21 protein-coding genes are annotated in these 24,431 nt (G+C 63.3%); 11 read left to right on the top strand and 10 right to left on the bottom strand.

Features of this window, described 5'->3' with window-relative positions:
* Nucleotides 1–22: 22 nt before the first annotated feature.
* Entirely contained in the window at nucleotides 23–730 is a 708-nt protein-coding gene (locus FEV16_RS00235) for a hypothetical protein (RefSeq protein ID WP_138165612.1), read from the bottom strand.
* A gap of 252 nt (nucleotides 731–982) precedes the next feature.
* Here FEV16_RS00235 and FEV16_RS00230 point away from each other — a divergent pair, with 252 nt between their 5' ends.
* From FEV16_RS00230 to FEV16_RS00220, 3 genes are read left to right on the top strand one after another with little or no spacing between them, the layout of a single operon-like run.
* Entirely contained in the window at nucleotides 983–1,276 is a 294-nt protein-coding gene (locus FEV16_RS00230) for a helix-turn-helix transcriptional regulator (RefSeq protein WP_138165611.1), read from the top strand.
* A 25-nt stretch (nucleotides 1,277–1,301) separates the two neighbouring features.
* Nucleotides 1,302–3,275, top strand: coding sequence for a squalene--hopene cyclase (gene shc / locus FEV16_RS00225; RefSeq protein ID WP_138165610.1), 1,974 nt, complete (start codon nucleotides 1,302–1,304; stop codon nucleotides 3,273–3,275).
* Between the two features lies 1 nt (nucleotide 3,276).
* On the top strand, nucleotides 3,277–4,008 hold the full coding sequence (locus tag FEV16_RS00220; RefSeq protein ID WP_138165609.1) for a phosphorylase: 732 nt from the start codon (nucleotides 3,277–3,279) through the stop codon (nucleotides 4,006–4,008).
* Here FEV16_RS00220 and hpnH read toward each other — a convergent pair.
* Nucleotides 3,949–5,100, bottom strand: coding sequence for an adenosyl-hopene transferase HpnH (hpnH, locus tag FEV16_RS00215; protein WP_138165608.1), 1,152 nt, complete (start codon nucleotides 5,098–5,100; stop codon nucleotides 3,949–3,951). The two genes, FEV16_RS00220 and hpnH, sit on opposite strands and share 60 nt — an antisense overlap.
* A gap of 189 nt (nucleotides 5,101–5,289) precedes the next feature.
* Complete coding sequence (locus FEV16_RS00210; protein ID WP_138165607.1) at nucleotides 5,290–5,916, bottom strand: hypothetical protein; 627 nt, start codon at nucleotides 5,914–5,916, stop codon at nucleotides 5,290–5,292.
* A gap of 313 nt (nucleotides 5,917–6,229) precedes the next feature.
* Between FEV16_RS00210 and FEV16_RS00205 the strand changes: the two genes are divergently transcribed.
* Complete coding sequence (locus FEV16_RS00205; RefSeq protein WP_138165606.1) at nucleotides 6,230–8,437, top strand: hypothetical protein; 2,208 nt, start codon at nucleotides 6,230–6,232, stop codon at nucleotides 8,435–8,437.
* 1 nt (nucleotide 8,438) lies between these two features.
* On the opposite strand, the gene FEV16_RS00200 is transcribed toward FEV16_RS00205, so the two are convergent.
* Nucleotides 8,439–9,260, bottom strand: a complete 822-nt coding sequence (locus FEV16_RS00200) for a hypothetical protein (RefSeq protein WP_138165605.1) — start codon at nucleotides 9,258–9,260, stop codon at nucleotides 8,439–8,441.
* A 75-nt stretch (nucleotides 9,261–9,335) separates the two neighbouring features.
* The gene (locus FEV16_RS00195; RefSeq protein WP_138165604.1) at nucleotides 9,336–10,316 is read right to left on the bottom strand and encodes a hypothetical protein; all 981 of its coding nucleotides are present in this window, start codon (nucleotides 10,314–10,316) and stop codon (nucleotides 9,336–9,338) included.
* Between the two features lie 100 nt (nucleotides 10,317–10,416).
* Between FEV16_RS00195 and FEV16_RS00190 the strand changes: the two genes are divergently transcribed.
* The 4 genes from FEV16_RS00190 (at nucleotide 10,417) to FEV16_RS00175 (ending at nucleotide 14,414) form a co-directional block, all read left to right on the top strand.
* The gene (locus FEV16_RS00190; protein WP_138165603.1) at nucleotides 10,417–11,316 is read left to right on the top strand and encodes a 50S ribosomal protein L11 methyltransferase; all 900 of its coding nucleotides are present in this window, start codon (nucleotides 10,417–10,419) and stop codon (nucleotides 11,314–11,316) included.
* A gap of 53 nt (nucleotides 11,317–11,369) precedes the next feature.
* Nucleotides 11,370–13,184, top strand: a complete 1,815-nt coding sequence (locus tag FEV16_RS00185) for an aminopeptidase P family protein (protein WP_138165602.1) — start codon at nucleotides 11,370–11,372, stop codon at nucleotides 13,182–13,184.
* A 6-nt stretch (nucleotides 13,185–13,190) separates the two neighbouring features.
* Entirely contained in the window at nucleotides 13,191–13,694 is a 504-nt protein-coding gene (locus FEV16_RS00180; RefSeq protein ID WP_246657095.1) for a hypothetical protein, read from the top strand.
* A gap of 108 nt (nucleotides 13,695–13,802) precedes the next feature.
* Nucleotides 13,803–14,414 (top strand): phosphatase PAP2 family protein, encoded by a 612-nt coding sequence (locus tag FEV16_RS00175; protein WP_138165600.1) that lies wholly within the window; start codon nucleotides 13,803–13,805, stop codon nucleotides 14,412–14,414.
* A 116-nt stretch (nucleotides 14,415–14,530) separates the two neighbouring features.
* On the opposite strand, the gene FEV16_RS00165 is transcribed toward FEV16_RS00175, so the two are convergent.
* Both FEV16_RS00165 and FEV16_RS00160 read right to left on the bottom strand, forming a co-directional pair.
* On the bottom strand, nucleotides 14,531–15,121 hold the full coding sequence (locus FEV16_RS00165; protein WP_138165599.1) for an N-acetyltransferase: 591 nt from the start codon (nucleotides 15,119–15,121) through the stop codon (nucleotides 14,531–14,533).
* A gap of 125 nt (nucleotides 15,122–15,246) precedes the next feature.
* On the bottom strand, nucleotides 15,247–16,392 hold the full coding sequence (locus FEV16_RS00160) for a type III PLP-dependent enzyme (RefSeq protein ID WP_138165598.1): 1,146 nt from the start codon (nucleotides 16,390–16,392) through the stop codon (nucleotides 15,247–15,249).
* Nucleotides 16,393–17,053: 661 nt separating this feature from the next.
* Here FEV16_RS00160 and FEV16_RS00155 point away from each other — a divergent pair.
* A complete protein-coding gene (locus FEV16_RS00155; RefSeq protein ID WP_138165597.1) occupies nucleotides 17,054–18,622 on the top strand; it encodes a glucan biosynthesis protein in 1,569 nt (522 codons plus the stop codon).
* A gap of 3 nt (nucleotides 18,623–18,625) precedes the next feature.
* Here the strand turns inward: FEV16_RS00155 and FEV16_RS00150 are convergent, their stop codons facing one another.
* The gene (locus FEV16_RS00150) at nucleotides 18,626–19,441 is read right to left on the bottom strand and encodes a creatininase family protein (protein WP_138165596.1); all 816 of its coding nucleotides are present in this window, start codon (nucleotides 19,439–19,441) and stop codon (nucleotides 18,626–18,628) included.
* 34 nt (nucleotides 19,442–19,475) lie between these two features.
* Nucleotides 19,476–20,819 carry a TIGR03862 family flavoprotein gene (locus FEV16_RS00145; RefSeq protein WP_138165595.1) on the bottom strand — a complete coding sequence of 448 codons (1,344 nt, stop codon included), beginning with the start codon at nucleotides 20,817–20,819 and terminating at the stop codon, nucleotides 19,476–19,478.
* Nucleotides 20,820–20,921: 102 nt separating this feature from the next.
* Between FEV16_RS00145 and FEV16_RS00140 the strand changes: the two genes are divergently transcribed.
* Nucleotides 20,922–21,947, top strand: coding sequence for an RluA family pseudouridine synthase (locus FEV16_RS00140; protein WP_138165594.1), 1,026 nt, complete (start codon nucleotides 20,922–20,924; stop codon nucleotides 21,945–21,947).
* Nucleotides 21,948–22,248: 301 nt separating this feature from the next.
* Nucleotides 22,249–23,268: a ribonuclease T gene (locus FEV16_RS00135; RefSeq protein WP_138165593.1), complete on the top strand. Its 1,020-nt coding sequence runs from the start codon at nucleotides 22,249–22,251 to the stop codon at nucleotides 23,266–23,268.
* Nucleotides 23,269–23,294: 26 nt separating this feature from the next.
* Here the strand turns inward: FEV16_RS00135 and FEV16_RS00130 are convergent, their stop codons facing one another.
* Nucleotides 23,295–24,410, bottom strand: a complete 1,116-nt coding sequence (locus FEV16_RS00130; RefSeq protein ID WP_138165592.1) for a serine hydrolase domain-containing protein — start codon at nucleotides 24,408–24,410, stop codon at nucleotides 23,295–23,297.
* Nucleotides 24,411–24,431 lie beyond the last annotated feature (21 nt).

Raw genomic sequence — 24,431 nt, 5'->3', positions numbered from 1 at the left:
TGCGCCTGCCCGCTCGTCGGAATTACGCGACCTTCTTGTGCAGGTCCGCGATGTAAGCCGACGCCTTTTCCGCCGCCGCAGCGACCTGCTTCCTTGCGACCGGCAGGTTCTCGCGAGCCTTGAGAAGCAGCCGCTGGCTCTCGCGGAGCGTCTTGTCGGTCAGCGGTTGCGCCTTCAGCTTCTCGAACTCGGCCTTAAGATCGACGGTCGAGAGATAGGACTGGGCCTTCTTCAAACCTTCCTCGGCATGCCTGCGCGCGACGGGGAGATATTCGACAAACTTCGCGGCGAGGCGCTCGATCTCGCGCAGCGTCTTCTCAGTCATCGGATGCGCCTGCAGCTTCTCGAACTTCGCCTTGAAATCGACGGTTCGGAGATAGGCCAGCGTCTCCGTCAAACCCTCTTCGGCATACTTGCCCGCGACGGGGAGAAATTCGACGAACTTTACGGCCCCGCGCTTCGCTTCGCGAACGGCGATCTCGGTCAGCGCATTCGCCTTCAGAAGGGCGTAGATGTTCGCATTCAGCTTGCGGAGCTCGGCTTCAAGCCGCGAGATCGTATATTCCTGCTGCCTGAACTGATTGACGGCGCGCTCATGCATCCCGCTGACGCGCTGTATCTCGGTCTCGAGATTGCTCACATGAGCCCTGATGGCGTCGACCATCTCAAACGAGAACTTACCAGCCTCGAGGTCGGCCAGCGCGCGTTCGCCTTCCGTTTTCGTAGCCATATTCTCTCCTCCAAGTCGCTCGAAGGACCATCGGCGGCGGATGGTTAAGACTTCGTTTCGATCGTGCGAAAATCGCCCGCTTTTCCAATAATTGCACAATGAGCTGTCAAGCGCGTGACCCTCAAACTGCGCAACAAGCATCCCTCTCCTTTCGCAGGCGATCGACGCCAAGCGGCTTGACGATATAGTCAATTCACTATACGCAATGTGCGTCGGCGCAATTGCGCTCTCACCTTTCCTCAACCCAAAATCATGATCGAAGACTCGACCGTCGCGAAAACGGCGCCTGCCGATGACCATCTCCTCAAGGCGCAGCTCGTTCGCAAGATCGACGCGCTGCTGAAGGAGCGCGGTTTGAAACAGGTCCAGGCCGCCGAACTTTTCGGCGTGAAGCAGCCGGACGTATCGAAGCTGCTGCATGGCGACTTTCGGCAGTTTTCGCTGGAGCGGCTGCTGCGATTTCTCGTCGCGCTGGGACAAGACGTCGAGATCGTCGTGAAGCCGCATCGTGAGTCGGCCAAAGCCCCGACGCTCAGCGTCGCCTGATCGGAAACACCAAAAGGAAATTGCAATGAACGCCGCCGCGCGCATTGACGATAATTTCACCGCCGTTTCGACCGAGACGCTTGAATCAAGCATCCAGAGCGCCAAGCGCGCACTGTTGTCGCTCGGCAAGGGCGACGGACATTTCTGCTTCGAGCTCGAAGCCGACACCACCATTCCGGCCGAATATGTGCTGATGCGCCATTTCCGCGCCGAGCCCGTCGACGCTGAGCTCGAACGCAAGATCGGCGTTTATCTGCGGCGCTGTCAGGGCGATCACGGCGGCTGGCCGCTTTTTCAGGACGGGCCCTTCAATATCAGCGCCAGCGTGAAGGCGTATTTTGCGCTGAAGATGATCGGCGACGACATCGACGCGCCGCATATGGCGCGCGCACGCGCAGCGATCCTCGCTTACGGCGGCGCGGCCAAGACCAACGTCTTCACGCGCTCGCTGCTGGCGCTCTATGGCGAAATTCCGTGGCGCGGCGTGCCGGTGATGCCCGTCGAAATCATGCTGCTGCCGAGATGGTTTCCTTTCCACCTCGACAAGATTTCCTACTGGGGCCGCACCGTTCTTGTGCCGCTCTTGGTGCTGATGACGAAAAAGCCTCGCGCGAAGAATCCGAAGAACGTCCACATTCGCGAACTCTTCACGACGCCGCCCGAAGAGGTGAAGGTGTGGCCCAAGGGCGAACATCAGACCTGGCCCTGGGCGCATATTTTTGGCGAAATCGACAAGCTGCTGCGTGTGATCGAACCATACATGCCCAAGGGGCCGCGCGACCGTTCAATCGAGCTCGCCATAGAATGGACGACGGAACGCTTGAATGGCTTCGACGGACTGGGCGGCATCTTTCCATCGATGGTCAATAGCCTGCTGATGTATGACGTGCTCGGCGCGCCAGAGGACGACGAGCGCAAGAAGCAGGCGCGCGAATCGATCGAGCGGCTGCTCGTCGTGAATGACATGGAAGCCTATTGCCAGCCCTGCGTCTCGCCGGTGTGGGATACATGTCTGACGGCGCACGCTTTGCTCGAAACAGGCGACGAAGACGCACGCGAAATTGCGCGCGCAGCTTGCGAATGGCTTGCGCCTTTACAGGTGCTCGACGTCAAAGGCGACTGGGCGGCGACGCGGCCCGACGTTCGGCCGGGCGGCTGGGCCTTCCAATACGCCAACGCTTATTATCCCGACGTCGACGACACGGCGGTCGTCGTGACGGCGATGGATCGGCTAACCGCGAATGACGCGTCGCGCCCCTACGACGAACGCATCGCCCGCGCGAAGGAATGGATCATCGGCATGCAGTCGAGGGACGGCGGCTGGGGCGCCTTCGACGCCGACAACACCTATCACTATCTCAACCACATCCCCTTCGCCGATCACGGCGCGTTGCTCGATCCGCCGACCGCCGACGTATCCGCGCGCTGCGTCTCCATGCTCGCGCAGCTCGGCGACACGATTGATACAAGCGAATGTCTCAAGCGCGGCGTCGACTATCTCATCAAAGAGCAGGAAAAGGACGGCAGCTGGTTCGGCCGCTGGGGCGCAAATTACATCTATGGAACCTGGTCCACCCTCTGCGCGCTGAACGCCGTAGGCCTGCCGCATGAGCATGACGCCTATCGTCGCGCCGTCGCTTGGCTCGTCGCGATCCAAAATGAGGACGGCGGCTGGGGCGAGGACCTTTCAAGTTACAAGCTCGATTACAAGGGCTATGAAAAGGCTCCCTCGACAGCCTCACAAACGGCCTGGGCGCTGCTCGGGTTCATGGCGGCGGGCGAAGTCGACCATCCAGCCGTCGCGAGGGGGATCGCTTATCTGCAATCGACGCAGAACGAGGGCGGTCTATGGAACGAGGCGCGTTTTACCGCGACAGGTTTTCCGCGCGTCTTCTATCTGCGCTACCATGGCTATGGAAAATTTTTCCCGCTCTGGGCTCTGGCGCGCTATCGCAATTTGAAACGCGCCAACAGCAAGCGCGTGCAGGTCGGACTTTAAAGTGGCGCGCGCCGCAGGCCGCAGAAGGAACGCCGATCTAAGCGCCGTCGCGCCGATTCTTGTCGTCGTCGGCATGAAGCGCGAAGCCGCCTGCGCCGCTAATGAGGGCGTCAAGACTCTATGCAGCGGGGCGAATGCCGCGCGCCTTCGACAACAACTCGACGAACTGAGCGGAACGGACTTCTCCGCCGTCGTCAGCTTCGGACTCGCAGGCGGGCTCGATTACGCGCTGCGGCCGGGCCATGTCGTTGTCGCTGACGCCATCGTCGCGGGAGACGCACGGCGCGACACGCATTCCCGTCTCTCTTCGGCGCTGATGAAAGGCGCCGCCGCCGCCGGCTGCAAAGTCACGCCCGGCGCCATCATTGGGGTCGACGAGCCGGCGATGCACCCGGCCGCCAAGGCGGCGCTGCGCGAAGGCGCGCAAGCGGTCGCGGTCGACATGGAATCGCATCTTGCCGAAGACTTCGCGCGGCGGCGCAACCTGCCGTTCGTCGCGCTGCGCGCGATCAGCGATCCAGCGGCGCGCGCACTGCCGCCGCTTGTCGCCAGGGCGCTGACGCCCGAAGGCGACATTCACGCCCTGGGCGTCGCCCGCGAACTCATACGCGGACCGCATCAACTTGGGGGACTGATCCGCGCCGGGCTCGACTCCCGCGCCGCTTTCGTCTCGCTAAGCCGCTGTGGACCGTTGCTCGGCCCGTTGCTGCGCCTCATGCTCGCGGATTTCTGAGAGCTTGGCGACATTTTCATCGAAGACATATTCAGCCGGACGCTGATTTTCGAGCGAGATGTCCGGCGCCATCGGACCTTCGGTGCGCACGCCAAAGAGCGCGACGGCGGCCGCCCTCCACGGCCTGCGGATTGAATCCGCGACGGCAGTGGCCTCGAAGCCGCAATGCACCATGCAGTCGGCGCATTTCTCGTAATTGCCGACGCCGTAGGAGTCCCAATCGGTCTCCGCCATCAGCTTCTTGAAGGTCGGCGCATAGCCTTCGCCGAGAAGATAGCAGGGACGCTGCCAGCCGAACACCGTGCGCAGCGGCATGCCCCAGGGCGTGCAGCGGTAGCTGACATTGCCGGCGAGGAAATTCACGAACAGCGCCGACTGGGTGAGATCCCAAGCTTTGCCGCCGCGGCCTCGACGCAGGATCGCGCGGAACAATTCCTTCGTGCGTATGCGGTTGAGGAAGTGAGTCTGATCCGGCGCGCGCTCATAGGCGTAGCCCGGCGAAAGCGTCATGCCGTCGACGCCGAGCGCCGTGGTCGCGTCGAGGAATTTGGCGATGCGCTCCGGATCGGCGCCGGTAAAGAAGGTGCTGTTGGTGGTGACGCGGAAGCCCTTCGATTTGGCGAGCTTGATCGCCTCGACGGCGCGATCATAGACGCCGTCCTGACAGACCGCGTGATCATGCATTTCCTTGTCGCCATCGAGATGGATGGACCAGGTGAAATAGGGGCTCGGCTTGAAGAGGTCGATCTTCTTGGCGAGCAGCAGAGCGTTGGTGCAGACGATCGCGAATTTACGCCGGGCGATGACGCCTTCGACGATCTGCGGCAGGTCCTTGTGCAGGAGCGGCTCGCCGCCAGCGACCACCACGACCGGCGCGCCGCACTCATCCACCGAGCGGAGCGCGTCCTCGACCGATAACCGTTTGTTAAGAATATGGTCGGGATAATCGATCTTGCCGCAGCCGGCGCAGGCCAGATTGCAACGAAACAGCGGCTCCATCATGAGCACGAGCGGATAGCGCCGCACGCCCATGAGGTGCTGCTTGACCAGGTAGGCGCCGATTTTTGCGATGTAGCGGAACGGAATGGCCACGGCTGACCCCTTGGAGACCTGACGGGATCAAGGCCCGTCAGCGCGAGTCGCGGCCGAACGGCCCAGCCGCAGACAGTCAAACTCGGGCTCTAGCACGAATCCTCGAGCGAGGGAAAGCGGCGCCGCGGCGCACCAACCCCTCGATAAAACAGACGGCAAGCGGGGCGCGCGGCGTCGCGCCCCACTTTTTTAGGGACACGTCCCTCCAACCACTGCCGGCAGACCGCAAACTTGGCAGCAGGAGCTTGCGCCAACCGTGCCCGAGGCGCATGCGGCGCAATAACTGGCGATAATCCAAGCGACGGAGCACTTCCAGTCGCAGTCGCAACAGACGATATGCGTCGGAACTGGGCCGAAGACGACAGTGGTCGCGTCAGCGTGGCTTCGTATGGTTTTCAACTGCACACCGCTCGACAATTTGAGCGACATGCTTTGTGATTTCAGATCATGGCTGAAGGATTCGACCTTTTGCTCATAGCCTTCGCCGTTAATTTTGCCCCTGATGGTGAACCCGTTTTCATCCTGTTGTTTTCTATGACTCGCCGGATGTGCGCTTAAGGCCGCGAATTCCTCATACGTCGTGTGATGGATTTTTCCGGCCGCGTCGTACACGTCGACCTGTCCAACACCGTCCAAGGTTAAAGTGCTAGTCGTGGCGTCGTAACTTGTCTTGGCGACGTGGAGTTCGATTCTCGGCAATGCGCTTGAAGCTTCATTGTCGGCGCGCTGCGCCTCAGCGGCGCGCGACACGCGCTGGTCGAAAGAAATCAGCGCTAGGGAAAGCAAAGCTGCCGCTATAACGAAAAGACGTGTCATTGTTTTCTCCAATATCTTAGACAAAAACCTGATAAGCATTCGAAGGGAAATTGTGCTCCGAGCGTGCGCCCTCAAAGTTTTTTTGGCAAGCCGCGACGGCGAAATATGCCACGCGCCGCACTACCCCCAGTCCGATGAGCGGCAAGCATTCGCCGGGAGCGTCGCCGACGCGCTGCGCCGCAGCGGAGGCTCGCCCTTGCGCTGGGGCGCAAATCCGTCTCAATTCGCCGGCAACGTCGCCAACCCGACATTGCTTTTCTAAGGGAGCGGATATGCGCAGCCGGCTGGTTCCAGCGTCGAGAGCGACTGCACGATGACCGCCGCCGCCCATCAGGGACGCATGACTGCTCCCGCGACCTCGCCGCGAGCGTTTGGCCTTTTCGATGCGCTGATTTCGCCGCTCGTCCGTCTCTGGAGCGGCGATCTCAACCTCGGCCGAGTCGGCATGGCGGCCGCCCTGCCCGTCCTCGCCTGGGTCTTCTACACGACCTCCTCCGGCATGATCGACATCATGCAGAAGGAGCCCGACGACGTGATCGGCGTCGCGGGCACTCTGATCGCGACGACCGCCGTCCTCACCATGCTCGCGGCGACCTCCTGGTCGCTTGGCGTCGATCTCGCGGCGCTCATTGCGCGGCGGCGAATGGCCCGCGAACGCATGATCATCAAGACGGGCGTAACGGCGTTGGTCTTCGCCTTCGTCTTTTCGATCTCCGCGTTCTTCTCGTTCACTTACTACTACAACAACATCTTCAAGCTTTCCTCGCGCAAGATCGTCGCCGAACTGCAGCCAATGGAGCTCGCGACGGAAGTCATTCTGCCGGCGACAAAGGAAATCGCCGCAGCCTATGAATCGACATCGGCGCGCATCGCCGCGACTCCGAGCTACAAGACCTATCTCGACTCGATCAACGTCGTTATCGATACCGCGCGACAGGCTGGGCCCGCGCTGCGCGACGCCATTCGAAAGAGGCAGGAGGCGCAGCAGGCGATCATCGCGCAGGCCGCAAGCCAAGCGGCCGCGGAAATGGAAAGCGCGCAGGCGGCGACGCGTCAGATCGACGATGCGCGGCGCGAGATCGACGCGCTTGATCGCAGCGCCGCCGAACTCGACGTCATCATCAAAGCTAAGCAAGATGAGATGGCGTCGGCGGCCGCGACAGCGCGCCAGGAAGAGCAGCTCGCGGTCGACGCCGAACATGGGCTCGACGGAATGGGCGCCGCCTGCGGACCCAATTGCCGCGCACATCAAGAAAAGGCGGCGGAGGCGACGCGACGCATGTCGGCGCTCAGGCAGACCCTCGCTACGCCGACGAATGAGCGGGCCAACGCCATCAAGCGTCGTGACGCGCTCAACGCTCAAACGATCACGCTGAAACAAAAGGCGGAGGCCGCGAACGCCGCTTCGGCCCGGCCGATGCCAAAGGGCGAAGCCGCGCTCGACCTCGACGCGACTTTGCGAGATCTCGCAGCGCTTCGCGACCAGTTGCGCATGGAGCCGACGTGGCGCGCGGTGCGTGAAGCGAAACCCCTGTGCGAGCCGATCCTCGCGGCGGCGCGGCAATCGAACGCGCTGCCCGCGAGCGTTCCGCGCGACTTCACCTGCGAGCCGCAGGGCGAGGCGCGTGATCTGCTCTCGGCGCGCGACGAAACGATCGCCGCGCGCGTCGGCTTCGACAAAAAATGCGGGCTCGAAACCGGCCTACGCGACGAGCTTTCGGCGATCGTCGCCAAAATCCGTGCGGCGCCGGCGTCGGATAGGGCCGCCGCAGCCAACGGCTTCAACGCGGCGAAAACCATCGTCGACGCTTGCGTCGTCTCCGGCAAGGCGGCCGGCCTCTCAGAGGACGAGGTGCGCGAGCTCTTGAAAAAGAGCGACGCCTATTTGCGCGCCCATAGTTCGGAGCGCAACAAATTCGAGCTGGCGCGAGAAGCCTTCTGGAGCTTCACCCCAGATTCGACGATGGCGATCGGCGTGGCGATGGCGCAGGACGCCTTCCTATTCATCATGAAATTCCTGTCCGAGATTTTCAAACGCGGCTATGAGGCGCGCGAGCGGCGTCAGTTCGCGGCGCCGATCGATCTTTCGGACGACGAAGAAGAGCCTGTCGACATCCGCGCCATGAAAGCGATCCTTCGCACAGGGCGTCCGGTCCATGGCGACATGAGCGAAATCGATCCCGAAGCGGAAGCGATTTCATCGCTGCCGCCTAATGTGCACGAAAATGTCGTCGCCATTCTCAACCGTCTGGTGCGCGATGAAATCGCCCATGTCGACCGCAAAGGCGCCTATCTCGTCGACAATGTCACAGTCTCGCAGATTGAGTCGCGCCTCTTCGCGGCGCTGAAACCGCGCGCCGTTCGCGCGCTGCGTTACGGACCCGACGGCGTCGTCGCCAGCGGCCCCCGCGCCTATTATTCGGACGCCAGCGCCGCGAATCTGCCGCGGCGGCGCTATGGCGCGCTTGAGCGCTATCTGATCGCCGAACCGGCGCCGCTCAACAGGCGTTCGTCCGCCTAGGTCAAGCGGCGATTGAGGTCGCCCCAGCCGCCGCGCGCAGCGAGGGAAGATATCGAAAGCAAAGGCCCTGCGGCGCATGACGCAGGCCGGAGACGACGCTGATCTCGCGCCAGCGCGGATAGCTCGCCGGCAAGAATTGCAGCGCCAGACCGATGGCGTTGAGAAACGCGGCTTCGCTTGCGAAATCGTCGGCGCCGAAGGTCAGCGTCGCGTCTTCGCCGGTTTCGGCGCCGCGCGCCAGAAATTCGAGAACGGGCGCCGCCCAGCGGGTCTTTTCCAGCGAGTCCTCGAGCACGAGCCAAATGTCCTGCGGGTCGAGGAAGCGTACGACGTAGCGCGCCGGGGCGGCGCTGTAGCGGATATCCTCGTTCTCTGTCGCCAGGTCTGGAAGCGCTTCAAGTTCGGAGCCTGCCATGGCGAGGAGGGCCGCGGGATGTCGACGCCAATCGGCAGCCGCTACACTCCAAACAGCGCTTTGCTGATAGAGGCGCCCATGGCCGCCTTCGCCATCTTCAGGACGAAACCGAGCGCGAAGAAAAACTGCCCGGCGTGAATTGGGCTCTGGCGAAACCCGCGCGAGGAAGGCGCCGTGCTGGCGCGAGGCAGGATCCACGAGGTCGGGCTCGAGGCGGCGAAGCGCCATCAGCTGGGGCGGCGAGAGCAAGCGATCGTCGGCCGGCCGCAAATTGCGGCTGCGCAAGGTCACGCCATAACCTTCCGTCGCCGGAACGCTGAGAGTCGCGCCGGAGGCGAGCTTTCCATAATGCAACCGTTCGAGGGAAATTTCGGCTGTCTCGTCGCCTTTCGGCGCAACGCTGAGCATCGCCCGTCCTTTCGCGCGGAAAGTCCACGCGTCAGCCTAGCCGCAGAGCGTTAATCAAGAATTGACGAAAACGCTTCAGGCGATCTCCTCTAAGCGCGCGTCAAGCTGCGCATAGGAGAAGGTGAAAGCGCTATCGAGGCCCAGAGCGGCGTAGAGAAACGGCTCAGCGGTCAGAAACGGCCGCCAGTATTCATTATAGGCGCGGGCCCCCTCAAGGCCCGCGCGCCGAAAACGCCGCTCTCCGGGCTGATGCGGATCGATGTTGGGGGTCTGGAAGCGCTTGACGAAGCCGTAGGCCGAGCAAACCGTGAAGCGCACCGACACGCCGCCGCCGTTGGGCTTTTCTAAAGCGCGCAGCCGATCGAGCCATTGCACGGCGCGCAAGGATTTGCGCAAGGCGTGCAGCGCCACCGCAGGATCGCAGGCGTAGGTGAAGGCGCTTGGCCCAAGGCGCGCGAACAACCGTTCATATTGCGAGAAGACGACGACGAGGCGCTTCAGCTTCTTTTCAGGCGCCAGCGCCAGCCGGTCTATCAGTCGAGCGAGATTGCCGGACCAGCCGGAATCTTCAAGCCGCACCAGCGGCAGCACGATCACGATCGCCTCCGAGTCAAGCATCTGCTTGGCGAGCTTTGCCTTGACGTCGTTCAAAATCGCCACTTCGGCGCCATCCGGCGGCACGGCGATCTCGCCCGCCGAGTCAATGATCTCCAAGAGCCAGGGTCCCCGCAACACAGTCGCGGGCGGCGCTTCGCCATTCACGGTGAGGCGAAAGCGGTATTCATAGGTGTCAAGCGTGTCGGTCGCGAGGCCGCCTTCAGCGAAGTCCCGCCGCAGCCGCTCATAATCGCCCCGCTCGACCGACAGCAAATCAGCCTTCTTCGGCTCGGCGCTCTCGGCGTAGAATTCCCCCTCGGTGATCGGCTGCAACGCGGGCCGCAGCCGCGGCGAATAGCCGAAGGCGCTTTGCGCGACGCAATCGACGAGCGTGGCGAGCAGCGACGACTTGCCGCCCTTCTTTGGCCCGATCAGACAAATCGAAAGTCTTTCGGTCATCCGCGCCTTCAACTGTTGAGCCTGCCTGTAGCGCGACAATACAGGCCGCAGGCGCGCGGCGAAAGGTGACGCGCGCGCCGCCGCCGTGCTAAGCGCGCGCATGCTTGAAGGCCTTCCGCCCAACAACGCCAGCCATATGCTGCGCCTCGATTGCGACGAAAAACGCGCCCGCGCCGTCGCCGACCTCATCGTCGAGACCTTCGACCCTACCGAGACGGCGGCCGCCGCCTTCGAACTGGACGGCGGACCGCAATGGTCGGTCGAGGTCTATTTTGCGACCGCGCCCGACGAAGCGCAGATTCATGCGCTGATCGAATCCGCAGCCGGCGCCGAGGCGGCGCAGGCCGCGCGCTTTTCGACAGTCGATGAGAAGGATTGGGTTGAGAATTCTCTTGCGGGACTGGCGCCGGTGCGCGCCGGCCGCGTCCTCGTGCATGGCGCGCATGATCGAGGCCGGCGGCGCGTGAATGACATTGGCGTCGAAATCGAGGCGGCGCTTGCCTTTGGCACCGGCCATCACGGCACGACGCTCGGCTGCCTCAAGGCGCTCGATAGGATCGCCAAGCGCCGACGGCCCGAGCGCATTCTCGATGTCGGAACTGGCACTGGCGTTCTGGCGATCGCCAGCGCGCTTCTCTTTCGTCAGCGCGTCGCCTGCGGCGATATTGATCCCATCGCCGTGGCGACGGCCAGCGCCAACGCAAGCGCCAATGGCGCCGGCCCCTATGTGCGTCCGGTTGTCGCCACAGGGCTGCGCCACCCATCGCTGCTAGGCGAATATGATCTGATCTTCGCCAATATTCTGGCGAAGCCTTTGCGCTTGCTCGCGCCCGACATCGCCCGCGCCGCCGCGCCGAGCGCTGAGCTTGTGCTCTCGGGACTGCTCGCGCGCGACGTGCGCGGCGTGCTCGACGCCTATCGCGCCCAGGGCTTTTTCCTTGCCGAGCGGGGCGACATCGACGGCTGGGCGACGCTGCTGCTCCGAAGGGGTGGAGTCTGAACCTCCTGCGCCGGTCAGTTGCCCAACGCTCAACGCGCGATTAGCTTCGAACTATGTTCGAAGCTAAATTCCAGACATTCGTAGACGAGACCTCGCGCGGCGACAGCGCCGCGCGCCTTAAGGCGCTGCGCGCCGAATTAAAGCGCCAGGGGCTGGACGGCTTCCTCGTCCCGCGCGCCGACGCCCATCAAAACGAATATGTGCCCAAATGCGCCGAGCGCCTCGCCTGGCTCACGGGCTTCACCGGATCGGCCGGCTTCGCCGTCGTGCTGGAGAAGGCGGCGGCGATCTTCGTCGACGGCCGCTATGTCATTCAGGTGCGCAGCGAGATCGACGCCAAGCTCTTCAAGCCGCTCGACATCGCCGAGATAACGCCCGTGAAATGGCTTTGCGATCATGCGCGTCCCGGCGCGCGCATCGGCTATGATCCCTGGGTGCACACCAGCGCCCAGATCGAGCGCTTCGCCAAGGCGCTCGCGGAAAAGAAGATCGAACTCGTTCCGCTCGACGCCAATCCGATTGACGCGCTGTGGAAAGATCGCCCCGCCGAGCCGAAAGGCGCGGTGACGATCCACCCTTCGCGCTACGCCGGCGAGAGCGCGAATTCGAAAATCAAGAAGCTGCGCCCTTCGCTCAAAGACGCCGACGCGGCGTTGATGTCCGATCCGCATGCGATTTGCTGGGCCTTCAACATTCGCGGCGCCGATGTCGCGCATACGCCGATCGCGCTGTGCTTCGCATGGCTGCCGAAAGAGGGCGCGCCGACGCTTTATATCGACGACGTCAAGCTCGCGCCGAGAACGCGCGCCGCGCTCGAAAAATTTTTGACGTTGAAGGCGCCGCAAAGCCTCATCGATGATCTCACCGAGGCCGGCAAGCGTGGCGAGACAATCCTGTTCGATTCGGCGACGGCGCCGGCGAAGCTCGTCGAAACTTTGCGCGCGGCGGGCGGCAAGCCGCGGGTCAATGACGATCCGGCGGCGCTGCCCAAGGCGATCAAGAACGAGAAAGAACTCGCCGGCGCCCGCGCGGCGCATATTCGCGACGGCGCGGCGCTGACGCGCTTTCTCGCCTGGTTCTCGGAAGCCGCGCCAAAGGGCGGGCTGACCGAAATCTCCGCAGCGGAAGCGCTCGAAACCTTCCGCCGCGAAAACGGCGATCTGCGCGACATTTCCTTCCCGACGATCTCCGCCTTCGGCGAACATGCGGCGATCCCGCATTATCGCGTGACAAAAAAGAGCGATCTCAAGATCGGGCGCGGCGTTTATCTCGTAGATTCCGGCGCGCAATATCTGGACGGCACGACTGACGTGACGCGCACGTTCGTCGTCGGTCTGGCGTCGAGACAATTGCGCGAACATTTCACGCGCGTGCTCAAAGGCCATATCGCCATCGCGCGCGCTTTGTTCCCCAAGGGTGTTTCAGGCGCGCAGCTCGACGCCTTCGCGCGCCGCGCGCTGTGGGAGGCGGGCCTCGACTTCGATCACGGCACGGGACACGGCGTCGGCTCTTACCTCTCCGTGCATGAGGGGCCGCAGCGCATTTCGAAACTTGGCGCGACGCCGTTGCAGCCCGGCATGATCCTGTCGAACGAGCCCGGCTATTACCGCGCCGGCGAATATGGAATCAGGCTCGAAAATCTCGTCATCGTCGAGAAACGCGAGATCAAGGGCGCCGAGCGCGAGATGTACGGGTTTGAGACCATCACGCTCGCGCCTTTCGATTTGAATTGTGTCGATAAGAATTTGCTGGCGCGCGAAGAAATCGACTGGCTCAACGCCTATCACGCGCAGGTGCGCAAGACGCTCTCGCCGCTTGTCGACGCCAAGACGCGGAAGTGGCTGCGCGAGGCGACGAGAGTCTTGTGAAACATTGTGCCGCCGCCCATTGACCCCATCGCAGCCCTAGCCGGCGAGGCCTTCGCCAAGGCCGTCACCACTCTGGCGCGCGGACGCGTGCTCGCGCCATTCGGCGTGGCGCGATCGGACACAGGAGTCGAAGAGCCGCAGCAGTTCGTCGTCAGCAAGGAAGGCAGGATCGACATCGGCGAAAGCATCGAGACGGCGCTGCAGTGGCTGGAGGACGAAGCGCCAAACGCCGACATCTGCATGATCGTCCTCGATGGCTATTTGAGCAGTGAGGACGGCCGCATGGATGCAGTCGTGGGGCGCGCGCTGTCGCTGAAACGACAGTTGATGGTCGAGATCGCACTGCCTTACGAAAGCGCCGAGGACGAAGAAGGTTTGGAATTTTCAGATCCGCAATATCGTTTTTCAGGCGTCGCGGAAGACGGCGTGGAGATCGAAACCGTCGATGTCGACGCCGACGCCTTCGATAACGCCTTTCGCAGCGCCTTCGCCAAACATGCGCCCGCCTAGCGGCGTCACCAAAACATCACATTACCGTCATGCAACTTCTATGGCGCCGTCACCAAAACGCAGCCTCGGCGTCGCGAAACCGCAGCGTCCGCCGCGTAACGTTGCGTCATGGCGTTCACATCGGACCAGCTGGCGAAGCTGACGCGAGACGCGTCATCGGAACCGCAAGCAGACGTCGCCGTCGCTTTAGGGTGGAGCCAACGTCTCATCCAACTTGACCTCGCGGCGGTTCATCTTTTCTCGAGAACCGCGCGTCCATCGATCGGCAGATTTCTTGCAATCGCCATCAGCAAGCTCGGCAATGGCTGGATCTATCTGATCATCGCGCCGACCGTCCTGATCGGTCTCGGCTGGCAGGGAGTGCATGTGGCGGCGCTCGCTCTATTGAACGCCGCGCTGCTACATATCCTCTATCCGATCATCAAGCGGCGCTTCGGTCGCCAGCGGCCATTCCATGCGGATCCGCGGCTGCCGTCGCTCTTGAAGACGCTCGACGATCACTCCTTCCCCAGCGGCCACGCGATGACTCTGACCGGCGTGCTCGCGCCCATCGTCATCGCTTGGCCGGCGATGACGATCGCGGCGGGAATGCTCATTCTGTCGATGGCTTGGTCGCGCATCGCGACGGCGCATCATTATCCGAGCGATGTCGCCGCCGGAGTCGCGCTTGGCGCCGGCCTGTCCTATCCGCTCGCGAGCGGCATTCTCGCTTATTGGTGAGCGCTAGAGCAGGTTCCGAAAAAGTTGACAGACTTTTTCGACGAGAACCTGCTCCAATCTTTTAATTTTGAGCGATTCCTTATCGATCGCGTGATTCCATGCGATCGGGAAGCGCTCTAAGCGGCCCGCGGCAGATCGATCGCGGGCGCAGCGGCGCGAATGACTCGCCCGCGCGCGCCGGATAGCGCGCCTTCGACAAGCTCCAAGCCCAGAAAGCGGGCGCGCTCGACCGGTCCCGGCATCGTTAGGCGCTCAGTGAAACGCCGCTCGAAACCGAAGCGCTCGTAATAGGGCGCGTCGCCGACGAGAAGCAGGGCGCGATGGCCGCAGTCGGCTGCACGCGCGAGCGACTCTCGGATGAGCGCGCCGCCGACGCCCAGCGAGCGTTTCTCTGCCGCGACAGCGAGGGGGCCAAGCAGCAAGGCCTCGCGCCCGCCCGCAAGAATCGGCCAAAGCCTCAACGTCCCAATAAGCGCGCCGGCGCCGTCGGTCGCGACAAGCGCGAGACCGGCCGCGGCCGCCGATCCATCGCGCAGCCGCTGGCATGTCTTCAGAAACCGCGCTGGGCCGAAGGCGTCATCCAGCAAGTCTTCGCGCGCCGCTGCGTCGCTTGCCGCCTCGCCGCGAATCATAAAGGGCGCAAGGGCGACCGCTCCCGGCGCGACGCGCGAGGCGGAGGGATTTTGGCATGCAAGTTCAAAGGCCATCTTTTCCTCCCTTCCAGAAGGACAAGCGACCCTCGCGCCTGGCGCATGACGCGCCCGCCGAACGGGACTGACAGTAATGTGAGGCGAGTCCTTCTCCCGCTTGCGGGAGAAGGTGCGACCAAAGCCTAGATCACATGCGTCTCGAGCGGCGGGAAACCGTTGAAGCCTACCGCCGAATAGGTCGTCGTATAGGCCCCGGTTCCCTCGATCAGCACTTTCGCGCCGATCTCGAGCGAGATTGGCAGCTGATAAGGCTGCTTCTCGTAGAGCACGTCGACGCTGTCGCAGCTCGGGCCGGCGATGACGCATGGACTCGTCGGTGCGCCGTCCGCTGGCGTCCGGATCGGATAGCGGATCATCTCGTCGGTCGTCTCGGCGAGGCCATTGAACTTTCCGATGTCGAGATAGACCCAGCGGATCTCGCTCTCGTCCTCGGACTTCTTTGAGATCAGCACGACTTCCGCCTCGATCAGCCCAGCGTTGCCGACCATGCCGCGGCCTGGCTCAATGATCGTCTCCGGAATGCGGTTGCCGAAATGCTTTGACAGCGCGCGGAAGATCGCGCTCCCATATTGCTTCACCGCCGGAACGTTCTTCAGATATTTCGTCGGGAAGCCGCCGCCGAGATTGACCATCTGCAGATTGATTCCGCGCTCCGCGAGCTCGCGGAAGATATCCGCCGCCGATTTCAGCGCGCCGTCCCACATGCGCGGATTCGTCTGCTGCGAGCCGACATGAAACGAAACGCCATAAGCGTTAAGGCCCAGTCGGTGCGCATGTTCCAGCACGCCCGTCGCCATCTCGGGGACGCAGCCGAATTTGCGCGACAATGGCCACTCAGCGCCGGAGCCGTCGCAGAGAATGCGGCAGAACACTTTGGAGCCGGGCGCGGCGCGCGCGATCTTCTCGACTTCCGCCTCGCAGTCGACCGCGAAGAGTCGCACGCCAAGCGCATAGGCGCGCGCAACGTCGCGCTCCTTCTTGATCGTGTTGCCGAAGCTGATTCGATCAGGCGTCGCGCCGGCGGCGAGCACCTGCTCGATCTCGACGACGGACGCCGTGTCGAAGCACGATCCGAGCGAAGCGAGCAGCGAGAGCACTTCCGGCGCCGGATTGGCCTTCACCGCATAAAAGACGCGCGTGTCGGGCAGCGCCTTGGCGAATCCGAGATAGTTGTCGCGCACAACGTCGAGATCGACGACGAGGCAAGGCCCGTTGTCGCGGCCGGTGCGGCGGCGATCGGCGAGAAATTCCAGGATGCGGTCGGTCATTTGTGGCCCCCTTGCACGGCGAACCGCGCCAAGATCGTTTGAGCGTCAACGGACACGCCACTCCGTTCGCCCGCGCGCGATGGAGACGCGACGAACGTCGGTTTCAGCGGTCCAAGGCCGCCCAAGCGCGAAGCGCTCAAACGGCCGGTTGATGCGCCGTTGACTGACCGATGCGCAATTATGCGCGCCTAAGCGCGCTCGCTTCCGCTAGGACAGCCATCGATTGGAAGGGGAAAATCCCGATCCGCACGCCCGGCAAGAAAGACAAGCCTCTTCGGTACGCCGACCTTTGGAGGGTCGACAGAGACGAAAAAGCCCGGTCCGTCGTTGCTTTAAGTCGCGATCCTCCGCAGAGACGGAGTTCGCCGGTTCGCCTCCGGCTGCCGGTTCTATGCTGGCGGTTAACCGGCCTCTTGTCCGGATCCCCGCCCACCGACACACGACCACAGGCACGTGCGATTTGGGCAAGACCTTAGATACGCGCTTTTGCCGCGGTGACAAGCGGTTTTTGCGTCAAACGATTATTTTTTCGACGTGTGATGCATGTGACGCCGCCGTCCGCCTCGAGGCTGCCCGCTTCTTGCGCAACCGAAACGATAGAGCTAGAGCAGCAAGCAGGCGGTCCCTTTAGAGAACGGAAGACCCTGGCTCGGATGCGGGAATGACACGACTAACACGGCGCCAATTCGCCGGGGCCCTCTCTGCAATCGGCGCCCAATTTGTGCTCAAGAGCCCGGCGCAGGCGGCCAACGTTGTTCCCACGCCGCGGTTCGGCTTCGACAACGTGGCGCAGCGGGCGCGCGACCTTGCGCTCGCGCCATTCGACAACAGCGTTCCTTCGCGCCTGCCTGATCCGTTCGACGCTATGGACTTCGATACCTGGCGAGAGATTCGCTTCAGGCGCGACCATGATGTCTTTGCGAGCGCCGATGGCGGCTTCCGGCTGGAGACGTTCCATCTCGGCTTTCTCTATCGTCGCCCGGTGACGGTGAACACCATTCGCGACGGCATCGCGACGCCCATTCCCTATTCGCCGGCGCTCTTCGACTACGGCCGCCTCAAGGTCGAGAAGGCGCTCCCCGTGAATACCGGCTTCGCTGGCTTCCGCCTGCATTTTCCGGTCAATGAGCCGCACATTCACGACGAGGTGATCTCCTTTCTCGGCGCGAGCTATTTTCGCTTTCTCGGCCGCGACCAGAAATATGGCCTGTCGGCGCGGGCCCTTTGCGTCGACGCGGGCGCTGACCGCGAGAGTTTTCCCTTCTTCCGGGAATATTGGGTCGAAACGCCGGAGAAAGGCGGCAATCACGCGACGCTCTATGCGCTGCTCGATGGCGACGCCGCGACGGGAGCGTTCAAGTTCGATCTTTTCGCCGGACAGGAAAGCACGCTTGAAATCCAGGCGACGCTCTTTCCACGCCGGGCGGGGGCGAAGCTCGGTCTTGCGCCGCTGACGTCGATGTATTTGACGGGCGAAAATGACCGGCGCGTGCGCGACGGCTTTCGCACGGAGCTGCACGACTCTGACGGGCTGCTGATTCACAATGGCGCCGGCGAATGGCTTTGGCGCCCGCTCAGCAATCCTCCGCACGCGCGGATCTCATCCTTTCTTGACAACAACAATCGCGGCTTCGGCCTACTGCAACGCGACAGGACCTTTGAATCTTACCAGGATTTGGACCTCGCCTATGAAAACCGCCCGAGCTATTTCGTCGAACCGATAGGCGACTGGGGTGAAGGCCGCGTGGAGCTGATCGAACTGCCCACGCACGACGAAACCAACGACAATATTGTTGCGAGCTGGACTCCGGCGAAGCCGCCTGAGCCGGGCGCGCCCTTCGTCTATGCCTATCGAATCACCGCCGGGCTCGACATGCCGCGCCTCGCGCCCAACGGCATCGTCGTCAACACCTTCGAGGCGCCGGCGAGAGCGCTTGGCTCGGCTGAACCCCTTGACCCCGAGTCCCATCGGTTCATCGTAGATTTCGCTGGCAGCGATCTCGAATATTACGTCGCCGATCCCAGTCAGGTCGAAGCGGTGGCGACGACGAGCGCCGGTCGGGTGCTGCGCGCGAGCGTCGCCGCCAACCAGCATATCGGCGGGCTGCGGGCGCTCTTCGACGTGTCAGTGAAACCGGGCCATACCGCCGATCTCCGGCTGTTTTTACGCGCGCATGGACGCACGCTCACAGAGACATGGACCTATCCCTGGACCGCGCCGGCGGCGTGATCCTCAATCGTCCATGCTTTTCAGACGCGTAAGGTCGAACGCCTCGACGTCGCGCAGCAGTTCGATGAAGGCGGTCGCCCAATAGTCGGCCACCGCCTCGCCCTTTTCGGCGCTGGCTTTTGAAGCGTCGCCCATCGCGCCAGCGGGAGAAAGGTCCTGCGCCATCCAGCCGAAGCCGGCGGGCCGGTCAGCGCGCAGCCAGGCGAAATCGCGCTCGAAATCGATTGTCGCCGGGGGAAAGTTTTTGGCGCGCGCCATATCTACGAGTTCGGGCCTGAAGGCGAGCATCAGCGACGTCTCAATCTCGCCGCCATGAACGCCGTGGCGAAGTTCCGTTTCTGAAAACAGTCCGTCGGGATAGCCGAAGCGCGCCCAGGAGGCGATGACCGCCAGCGCGCCGAAACGGGCGCGAAGGTCGAATGCCGTCTGCGAGACGAGCGCCGAATTGCCGCCATGCGAATTAAGGAGCACCAGCTTCCTGACGCCCGTGCGCAGGACGCTCTCGGCGACCTCGCTGAGGACACGCGACGCCGTCTCATTCGTCAGCGTCAGCGTTCCGGGGAAGTCGCGGTGCTCGGTCGACACGCCAACGTTCTGGACCGGCAGAAACACGGTTTCGAGGTCTTCGGGCAATCGCGCTGCGACTTGATCGATGCATCCTTCCATGATCATGGCGTCGACGCCGAGCGGCAGATGCGGCCCGTGCTGCTCCACCGCCGCGACCGGCACCACGGCGATGACGCGCGACATGTCATGCGCGCGCATGTCGCGTAGCGAGAGTTCCGACCAGAAGGGCGACGGCAGCATGGTGGGCAGCATAATGCGCCTTGGCCTGAAGGGGGAAATCTGAAATCTATACGCTGTATTTATTCGATGCTTCCGGCGGGCGCCCATTCGGCTCCTGGCGCGGCGACAAGTCGGCGTGATACTCGGGCCCAACCGGTTGATCGGGCGAAAGTCCGAGATAGCGGGCCGCGCCACGCCCTGCCGCCAGTCCGGTGGCGAAGGCCGCCTGCAACAGATAGCCGCCGGTCGGCGCATCATAATCGAGCATCTCGCCCGCGACGAAAACGCCCGGCAATTTCTTGAGCATCAGATTGTCGTCGAGTTCGTCGAAGGAGACGCCTCCGGCAGTCGAGATCGCGCGCTCGAGTCCTGCGACTCCTGTGACGGTAAGCGGCGCATTCTTAATCAGAGCGGCGAGTGTTTCGGCGTCGCGCGGCAATCCGTCCCGCCGCGCCTCTCGCAAGAGACCGATCTCGACTTTCGAGAATCCCGCCTTGCGCAGAAAATTGGCGTGCGACTGCTTCTGCGCGCGCCGCGACAGCTTTCGCGTCAGACATTCAAGAGTCGTGTCGGGGCGCAGATCAATAGACAGCGTCGTCTCGCCGCGCTTCTCCGTGGCTTCCCGCAGCTTCGATGAAAGCGCGTAAACCGGCCCGCCTTCGAGTCCCCTGCGCGTGATGACGACGTCGCCGCGAGCCGAAGACGCGCCGTGGCGCAGCAGCGCCGTCTTGATCGGCTGACCTTCGAAATCGCTGCGAAAGATCGCGCTCCACTGGATCAACGCGCCGCTATTGGCGGCGGCGAGCGGCGTGACGCGCACGCCTTCGGCGCCGAGCCGCGCCGCCCAGGCGCCGTCGGAGCCGAGCCGCGGCCAGGAAGCGCCGCCGAGCGCCAGCACTAGCGCGTCGACCTTGCGGGTAAATTCGCCATCCGGCCCCATCAGGCGAAGCGCTCCCGATTCGGCGAAGCCTGCGAAGGCGTGCCGCGTCGCGATCGCGACGCCGAGACGCGACAGGCGCGCCAGCCAGGCGCGCAGCAGCGGGGAGGCCTTAAAGCTTGCAGGAAAGACGCGGCCACTGGACCCGACGAAGGTCGCTTCGCCGAGCTCGGCGCAGAAGTCGCGCAGCGCCTGCGGCGGCCAGGCGCGGATGAAAGGCGCGAGTCGCGCGGCCGCCGCGCCGTAGCGTGAGATGAAGCGCTCCAGGCCTTCGCTGTGGGTGATATTGAGGCCGCCCCGCCCGGCCATCAGAAATTTGCGCGCGGGGCTCGCTTTATGCTCATAGATGACAACGTGCGCGCCGGCGCGCGCGAGAGCGTCGGCGGCGAAAAGTCCGGCGGGGCCCGCGCCGATGACAGCGCAGAACGGAGCCTCGGCGTCGCTAATGGAAGAGCCTCCCTTGGGCGGCGTTATTCATTGCGCTGAATGGCGGAGGTTCGGGCCTCCGCTCGCGCCACGCCTGCGTTTCCGTGGCTCCCATATCATGCGCGCGTGGACGCGCGGAAAAAAAGCTGAATGACGGTCAAGGCTCCGCCTCAAATTGACGCATCCGCCGAACGCTTCGAGTTTCTTGTGGCGCCGCAGCACGCCGGCGCGCGACTCGACCGCTTTCTCGCCGAACAGCCGGAGATCGCCGCCGCGCACCTCTCCCGCAACCGCATTAAGGCGCTGATCGAGGACGGGCGCGCCGCGATCGACGGCGTCACGACGCGCGATGCGGCGAAGAAGCTCGGCGCCGGAGACAAAGTCGCGCTCGACGTGCCGCCGCCGGCGCCGGCCGAGCCGCAGGGCGAGGATATCGCGCTCAACATCGTCTATGAGGACGCGCATCTTCTCGTCATCGACAAGCCGGCCGGACTCGTCGTGCATCCGGCGAGCGCGCATGAGAGCGGAACGCTCGTTAATGCGCTGATCGCCCATTGCGGCGACACTCTTTCCGGCGTCGGCGGGGTGAAGAAGCCCGGCATCGTGCATCGGCTCGACAAGGATACGAGCGGGCTACTCGTCGTCGCCAAGACTGACGCCGCGCATCACGGCCTCTCGCGGCTCTTCGCCGATCACGGCCGCACGTTGCATTTAACGCGCGAATATCTCGCCTTCGTCTGGGGCGTTCCCGACCGCGCGCATGGAACGGTCGAAGCGCCGCTCGGCCGCCATTCCACGCAGCGCGAAAAAATGGCGGTGGTTCCGCAGTCGCGCGGCCGCGAGGCGGTGACGCATTGGGAGAAGGTTGAGGATTACGGCGTCGCTTCGCTGCTGCGCTGCCAACTCGAGACCGGCCGCACGCATCAGATCCGCGTGCATATGGCCCATGTCGGCCATCCGCTGATCGGCGATAAAACTTATGGCGCGGGTTTTAAGACCAAGGTCGCGAAACTTGCGCCGCCCGCGCGAGAGATTGTCGAAAATCTGGGCCGGCAGGCGCTGCACGCCGCGACGCTCGGATTCGAACATCCGATCACTGGCGAAGAGATGCTGTTTGAGAGCGAGCTGCCCGAGGACTTGGCGGCGCTGCGGGAGGCGTTGGGCGCGGAAGCGTAAGCCCTCATGCCGACAATCTAAGCCCTCATGCTGAGGAGGCTCTCGCAAGTCGCGGTCTACCCGACTTGCGCATCAAATGTCGATCTCGGGCAAGCCCGAGATCGGAGGCAGCCGTCTCGAAGCACGAGGGCGATGCAAGCTCGTCCTTCGAGACGCCCTCTTCGAGGGCTCCTCAGGACGAGGTTGCTTTGGAAAGCGCCTCCGAACTTCCCCGGACCGTCAATTGCGAGAGGGCTTGTGCTTGCTCACACAAGCCGCCGCGACTACCATCCCGCGTGTTCCTATTTTTGGAGTTGTCGCCTTGCGCAGATTGGCACTTCAATCCTTGCTTTGTTCGTCCCTATTGCTCATCGCCTCAGGCGCAATAGCCGAGACGCCTGCGTCCGGAACCTTCGTCGCTCATCAATCTTGTCCAGCGGTTCAGTCCATCAGAACCGGCGCCAATCCGGGCAATGTCAGCGTTGAGCCGAGCGGGCGTTACTCTATTTTCGCCAAGAACAAGCCGGACGCGACGCATTATCTCATCGACGTGCCCGACGCTCATCCTGCGCGCCGGTGGGTTGCGGTCGGATGCGGCGAGGCGACGCTGGCTGAAGGCGGCGGCCAGCCAGGGGCTGACGGCGGGCAAGGACGCGGCGGCGAGCAAGAGCAAGAGGGCGGGCAGGCGGCGCAAAAGCCCGACTACATCCTTGCCGTCAGCTGGCAGCCGGCCTTTTGCGAAGCAAAGCCCGACAAGGTGGAATGCGAGACGCAACGGCCCGACCGTTTCGACGCGACGCATTTCACGCTGCACGGACTCTGGCCGAAAAAACAATACTGCAAGGTCGATCGCCACATTATCGCGGCCGATAAGGACGACAGGTGGAACGGTTTGCCCGAGCCTGAACTTACCGACGCGACAAGGAACGCGCTGTCGGAAGTCATGCCCGGCGTGATGTCGCTCCTCGAACGGCACGAGTGGATCAAGCACGGCACGTGTTTTCCGGGAGGCGAGGCGGACGCCTATTTCGCGCGCGCGCTGGCGCTGATGTCGCAGCTCAACGCCTCCAAGGTCCAGGAGCTTTTTTCATCGCATATCGGCGAGGAAATTACGCGCGACCAGCTCAAGGCCGCCTTCAACGAAACATTCGGCGACGGCGCCGCCGATCGGGTGCGCGTCGCCTGCAAGAGAGACGCCGGCCGAAATCTGATTGTCGAAATGACCATCGGATTGAACGGCGACATCAAACCGGACAGCAAGCTCGCCGAACTCATCGCCGCAGCGCCGACAACCGATCCCGGCTGCCCGCGCGGCGTCGTGGATCAGGTGGGCTTGCAGTAGATCCTTTCTTTGAGCGAGACCGACGCTCAATCTTCGAGCTTGTCAAGCGCCGGCCAGCGGTAGGCAGCGGCCGCCCTGTAGATGACCGCGGTCGCCAAGGTCGTGCCATTGTCTGAATTCGTCATAACGACGATTCCCTGGCCAGTTTCGGGGAAGACCAGCATGTAAGATTGATAGCCGACATTCTGTCCGCGTTTCATCAACACAAAGCGTTTCCCCGAACCTGCGACGGCGCCGCCGAGCCCGTAAGGCCCTCCGTTTTGCGGCGTCATCATTTCCAACGCGGTCTTTCGACTGAGCAAAGGATTGCCTTCTCCGCGATGGGCGCGAGAGAGTTCGACAAGCAGCTTTGCAAGATCGTTTGGCGTCGACCATAGTCCTCCGGCCGCGAGCGCTGGAACGACGCGCCACCCACCGGGCAGTTCGGCGCCGTCGGCGAAATGCCCGCGAGCGGCTCGCGAAACAATCGATGGCGACGGCGGCTGCGCGAAGCTGCTTTCAGTCATCTTCGCCGGACCGAAAACAAGTTCGCGCATCGCGGCTTCAAACGACTTGCCGCTCTTCGCCTCGACGAGCGCCTGAACGATTTCATAACCGCCGCCGGAATAGGCGTAGGCGCGGCCCGGCACATCGACGACTCTAACGGCTGGCGACGTCGCAGGCGGTGCGCCGCTGAGGATTTGCGCAAGGTCGGGCGTCGGCGCCCCAGGCGGATACCCCGGATAGCCTGGCACGTTCACGCCCGCACGCATGCTCAGGAGCCACCGCAGCGTGACCGGATGATTTTTGGTCAGCGCGCTTTGCTGCGCGTTCCAGATGGTAAGATCATCGTTAACGTCGCGGTCGAGCGCGAGTGCGCCTCGCTCGACGAGCCGCAGCGCCCCCACCGCGGTCACGAGCTTTGACAGCGATGCCGCCTGAAACATAGTCTGGGACGTCGCATCGCCCCAAGTCTTCGTCCAGGCAATCCGATTGCCGTCGATTAGCGCCACACTAAGCGCGGGCACATGCAGGGCGCGCATCGCTTCCTTGAGATTGAGTCGGCGCGGGCTTGCGCCCGGCGGCGAAATCTCCAATGCGCTTTCGATCTTCGCCGGTGAAAGGTCGCGAGCGAGCGCATCGCCGGCGCGTAAGATCAGCATTACGACGACCGCCTTCCAAAT

The sequence above is a fragment of the Methylocystis sp. B8 genome (genome assembly GCF_005771425.1).
GTDB lineage: Bacteria > Pseudomonadota > Alphaproteobacteria > Rhizobiales > Beijerinckiaceae > Methylocystis.
The sequence above is the reverse complement of the archived record's forward strand: the minus strand, read 5'-3'. Positions and strand labels throughout refer to the sequence as shown.

What these genes read in the sequence shown, in the direction of transcription:
- FEV16_RS00235 (WP_138165612.1), bottom strand. Translation starts at nt 730, where the DNA reads ATGGCTACGAAAACGGAAGGCGAACGCGCGCTGGCCGACCTCGAGGCT.
- FEV16_RS00230 (WP_138165611.1), top strand. Translation starts at nt 983, where the DNA reads ATGATCGAAGACTCGACCGTCGCGAAAACGGCGCCTGCCGATGACCAT.
- shc (WP_138165610.1), top strand. Translation starts at nt 1,302, where the DNA reads ATGAACGCCGCCGCGCGCATTGACGATAATTTCACCGCCGTTTCGACC.
- FEV16_RS00210 (WP_138165607.1), bottom strand. Translation starts at nt 5,916, where the DNA reads ATGACACGTCTTTTCGTTATAGCGGCAGCTTTGCTTTCCCTAGCGCTG.
- FEV16_RS00205 (WP_138165606.1), top strand. Translation starts at nt 6,230, where the DNA reads ATGACCGCCGCCGCCCATCAGGGACGCATGACTGCTCCCGCGACCTCG.
- FEV16_RS00200 (WP_138165605.1), bottom strand. Translation starts at nt 9,260, where the DNA reads ATGCTCAGCGTTGCGCCGAAAGGCGACGAGACAGCCGAAATTTCCCTC.
- FEV16_RS00195 (WP_138165604.1), bottom strand. Translation starts at nt 10,316, where the DNA reads ATGACCGAAAGACTTTCGATTTGTCTGATCGGGCCAAAGAAGGGCGGC.
- FEV16_RS00190 (WP_138165603.1), top strand. Translation starts at nt 10,417, where the DNA reads ATGCTTGAAGGCCTTCCGCCCAACAACGCCAGCCATATGCTGCGCCTC.
- FEV16_RS00185 (WP_138165602.1), top strand. Translation starts at nt 11,370, where the DNA reads ATGTTCGAAGCTAAATTCCAGACATTCGTAGACGAGACCTCGCGCGGC.
- FEV16_RS00175 (WP_138165600.1), top strand. Translation starts at nt 13,803, where the DNA reads ATGGCGTTCACATCGGACCAGCTGGCGAAGCTGACGCGAGACGCGTCA.
- FEV16_RS00165 (WP_138165599.1), bottom strand. Translation starts at nt 15,121, where the DNA reads ATGGCCTTTGAACTTGCATGCCAAAATCCCTCCGCCTCGCGCGTCGCG.
- FEV16_RS00160 (WP_138165598.1), bottom strand. Translation starts at nt 16,392, where the DNA reads ATGACCGACCGCATCCTGGAATTTCTCGCCGATCGCCGCCGCACCGGC.
- FEV16_RS00155 (WP_138165597.1), top strand. Translation starts at nt 17,054, where the DNA reads ATGACACGACTAACACGGCGCCAATTCGCCGGGGCCCTCTCTGCAATC.
- FEV16_RS00150 (WP_138165596.1), bottom strand. Translation starts at nt 19,441, where the DNA reads ATGCTGCCCACCATGCTGCCGTCGCCCTTCTGGTCGGAACTCTCGCTA.
- FEV16_RS00140 (WP_138165594.1), top strand. Translation starts at nt 20,922, where the DNA reads ATGACGGTCAAGGCTCCGCCTCAAATTGACGCATCCGCCGAACGCTTC.
- FEV16_RS00130 (WP_138165592.1), bottom strand. Translation starts at nt 24,410, where the DNA reads ATGCTGATCTTACGCGCCGGCGATGCGCTCGCTCGCGACCTTTCACCG.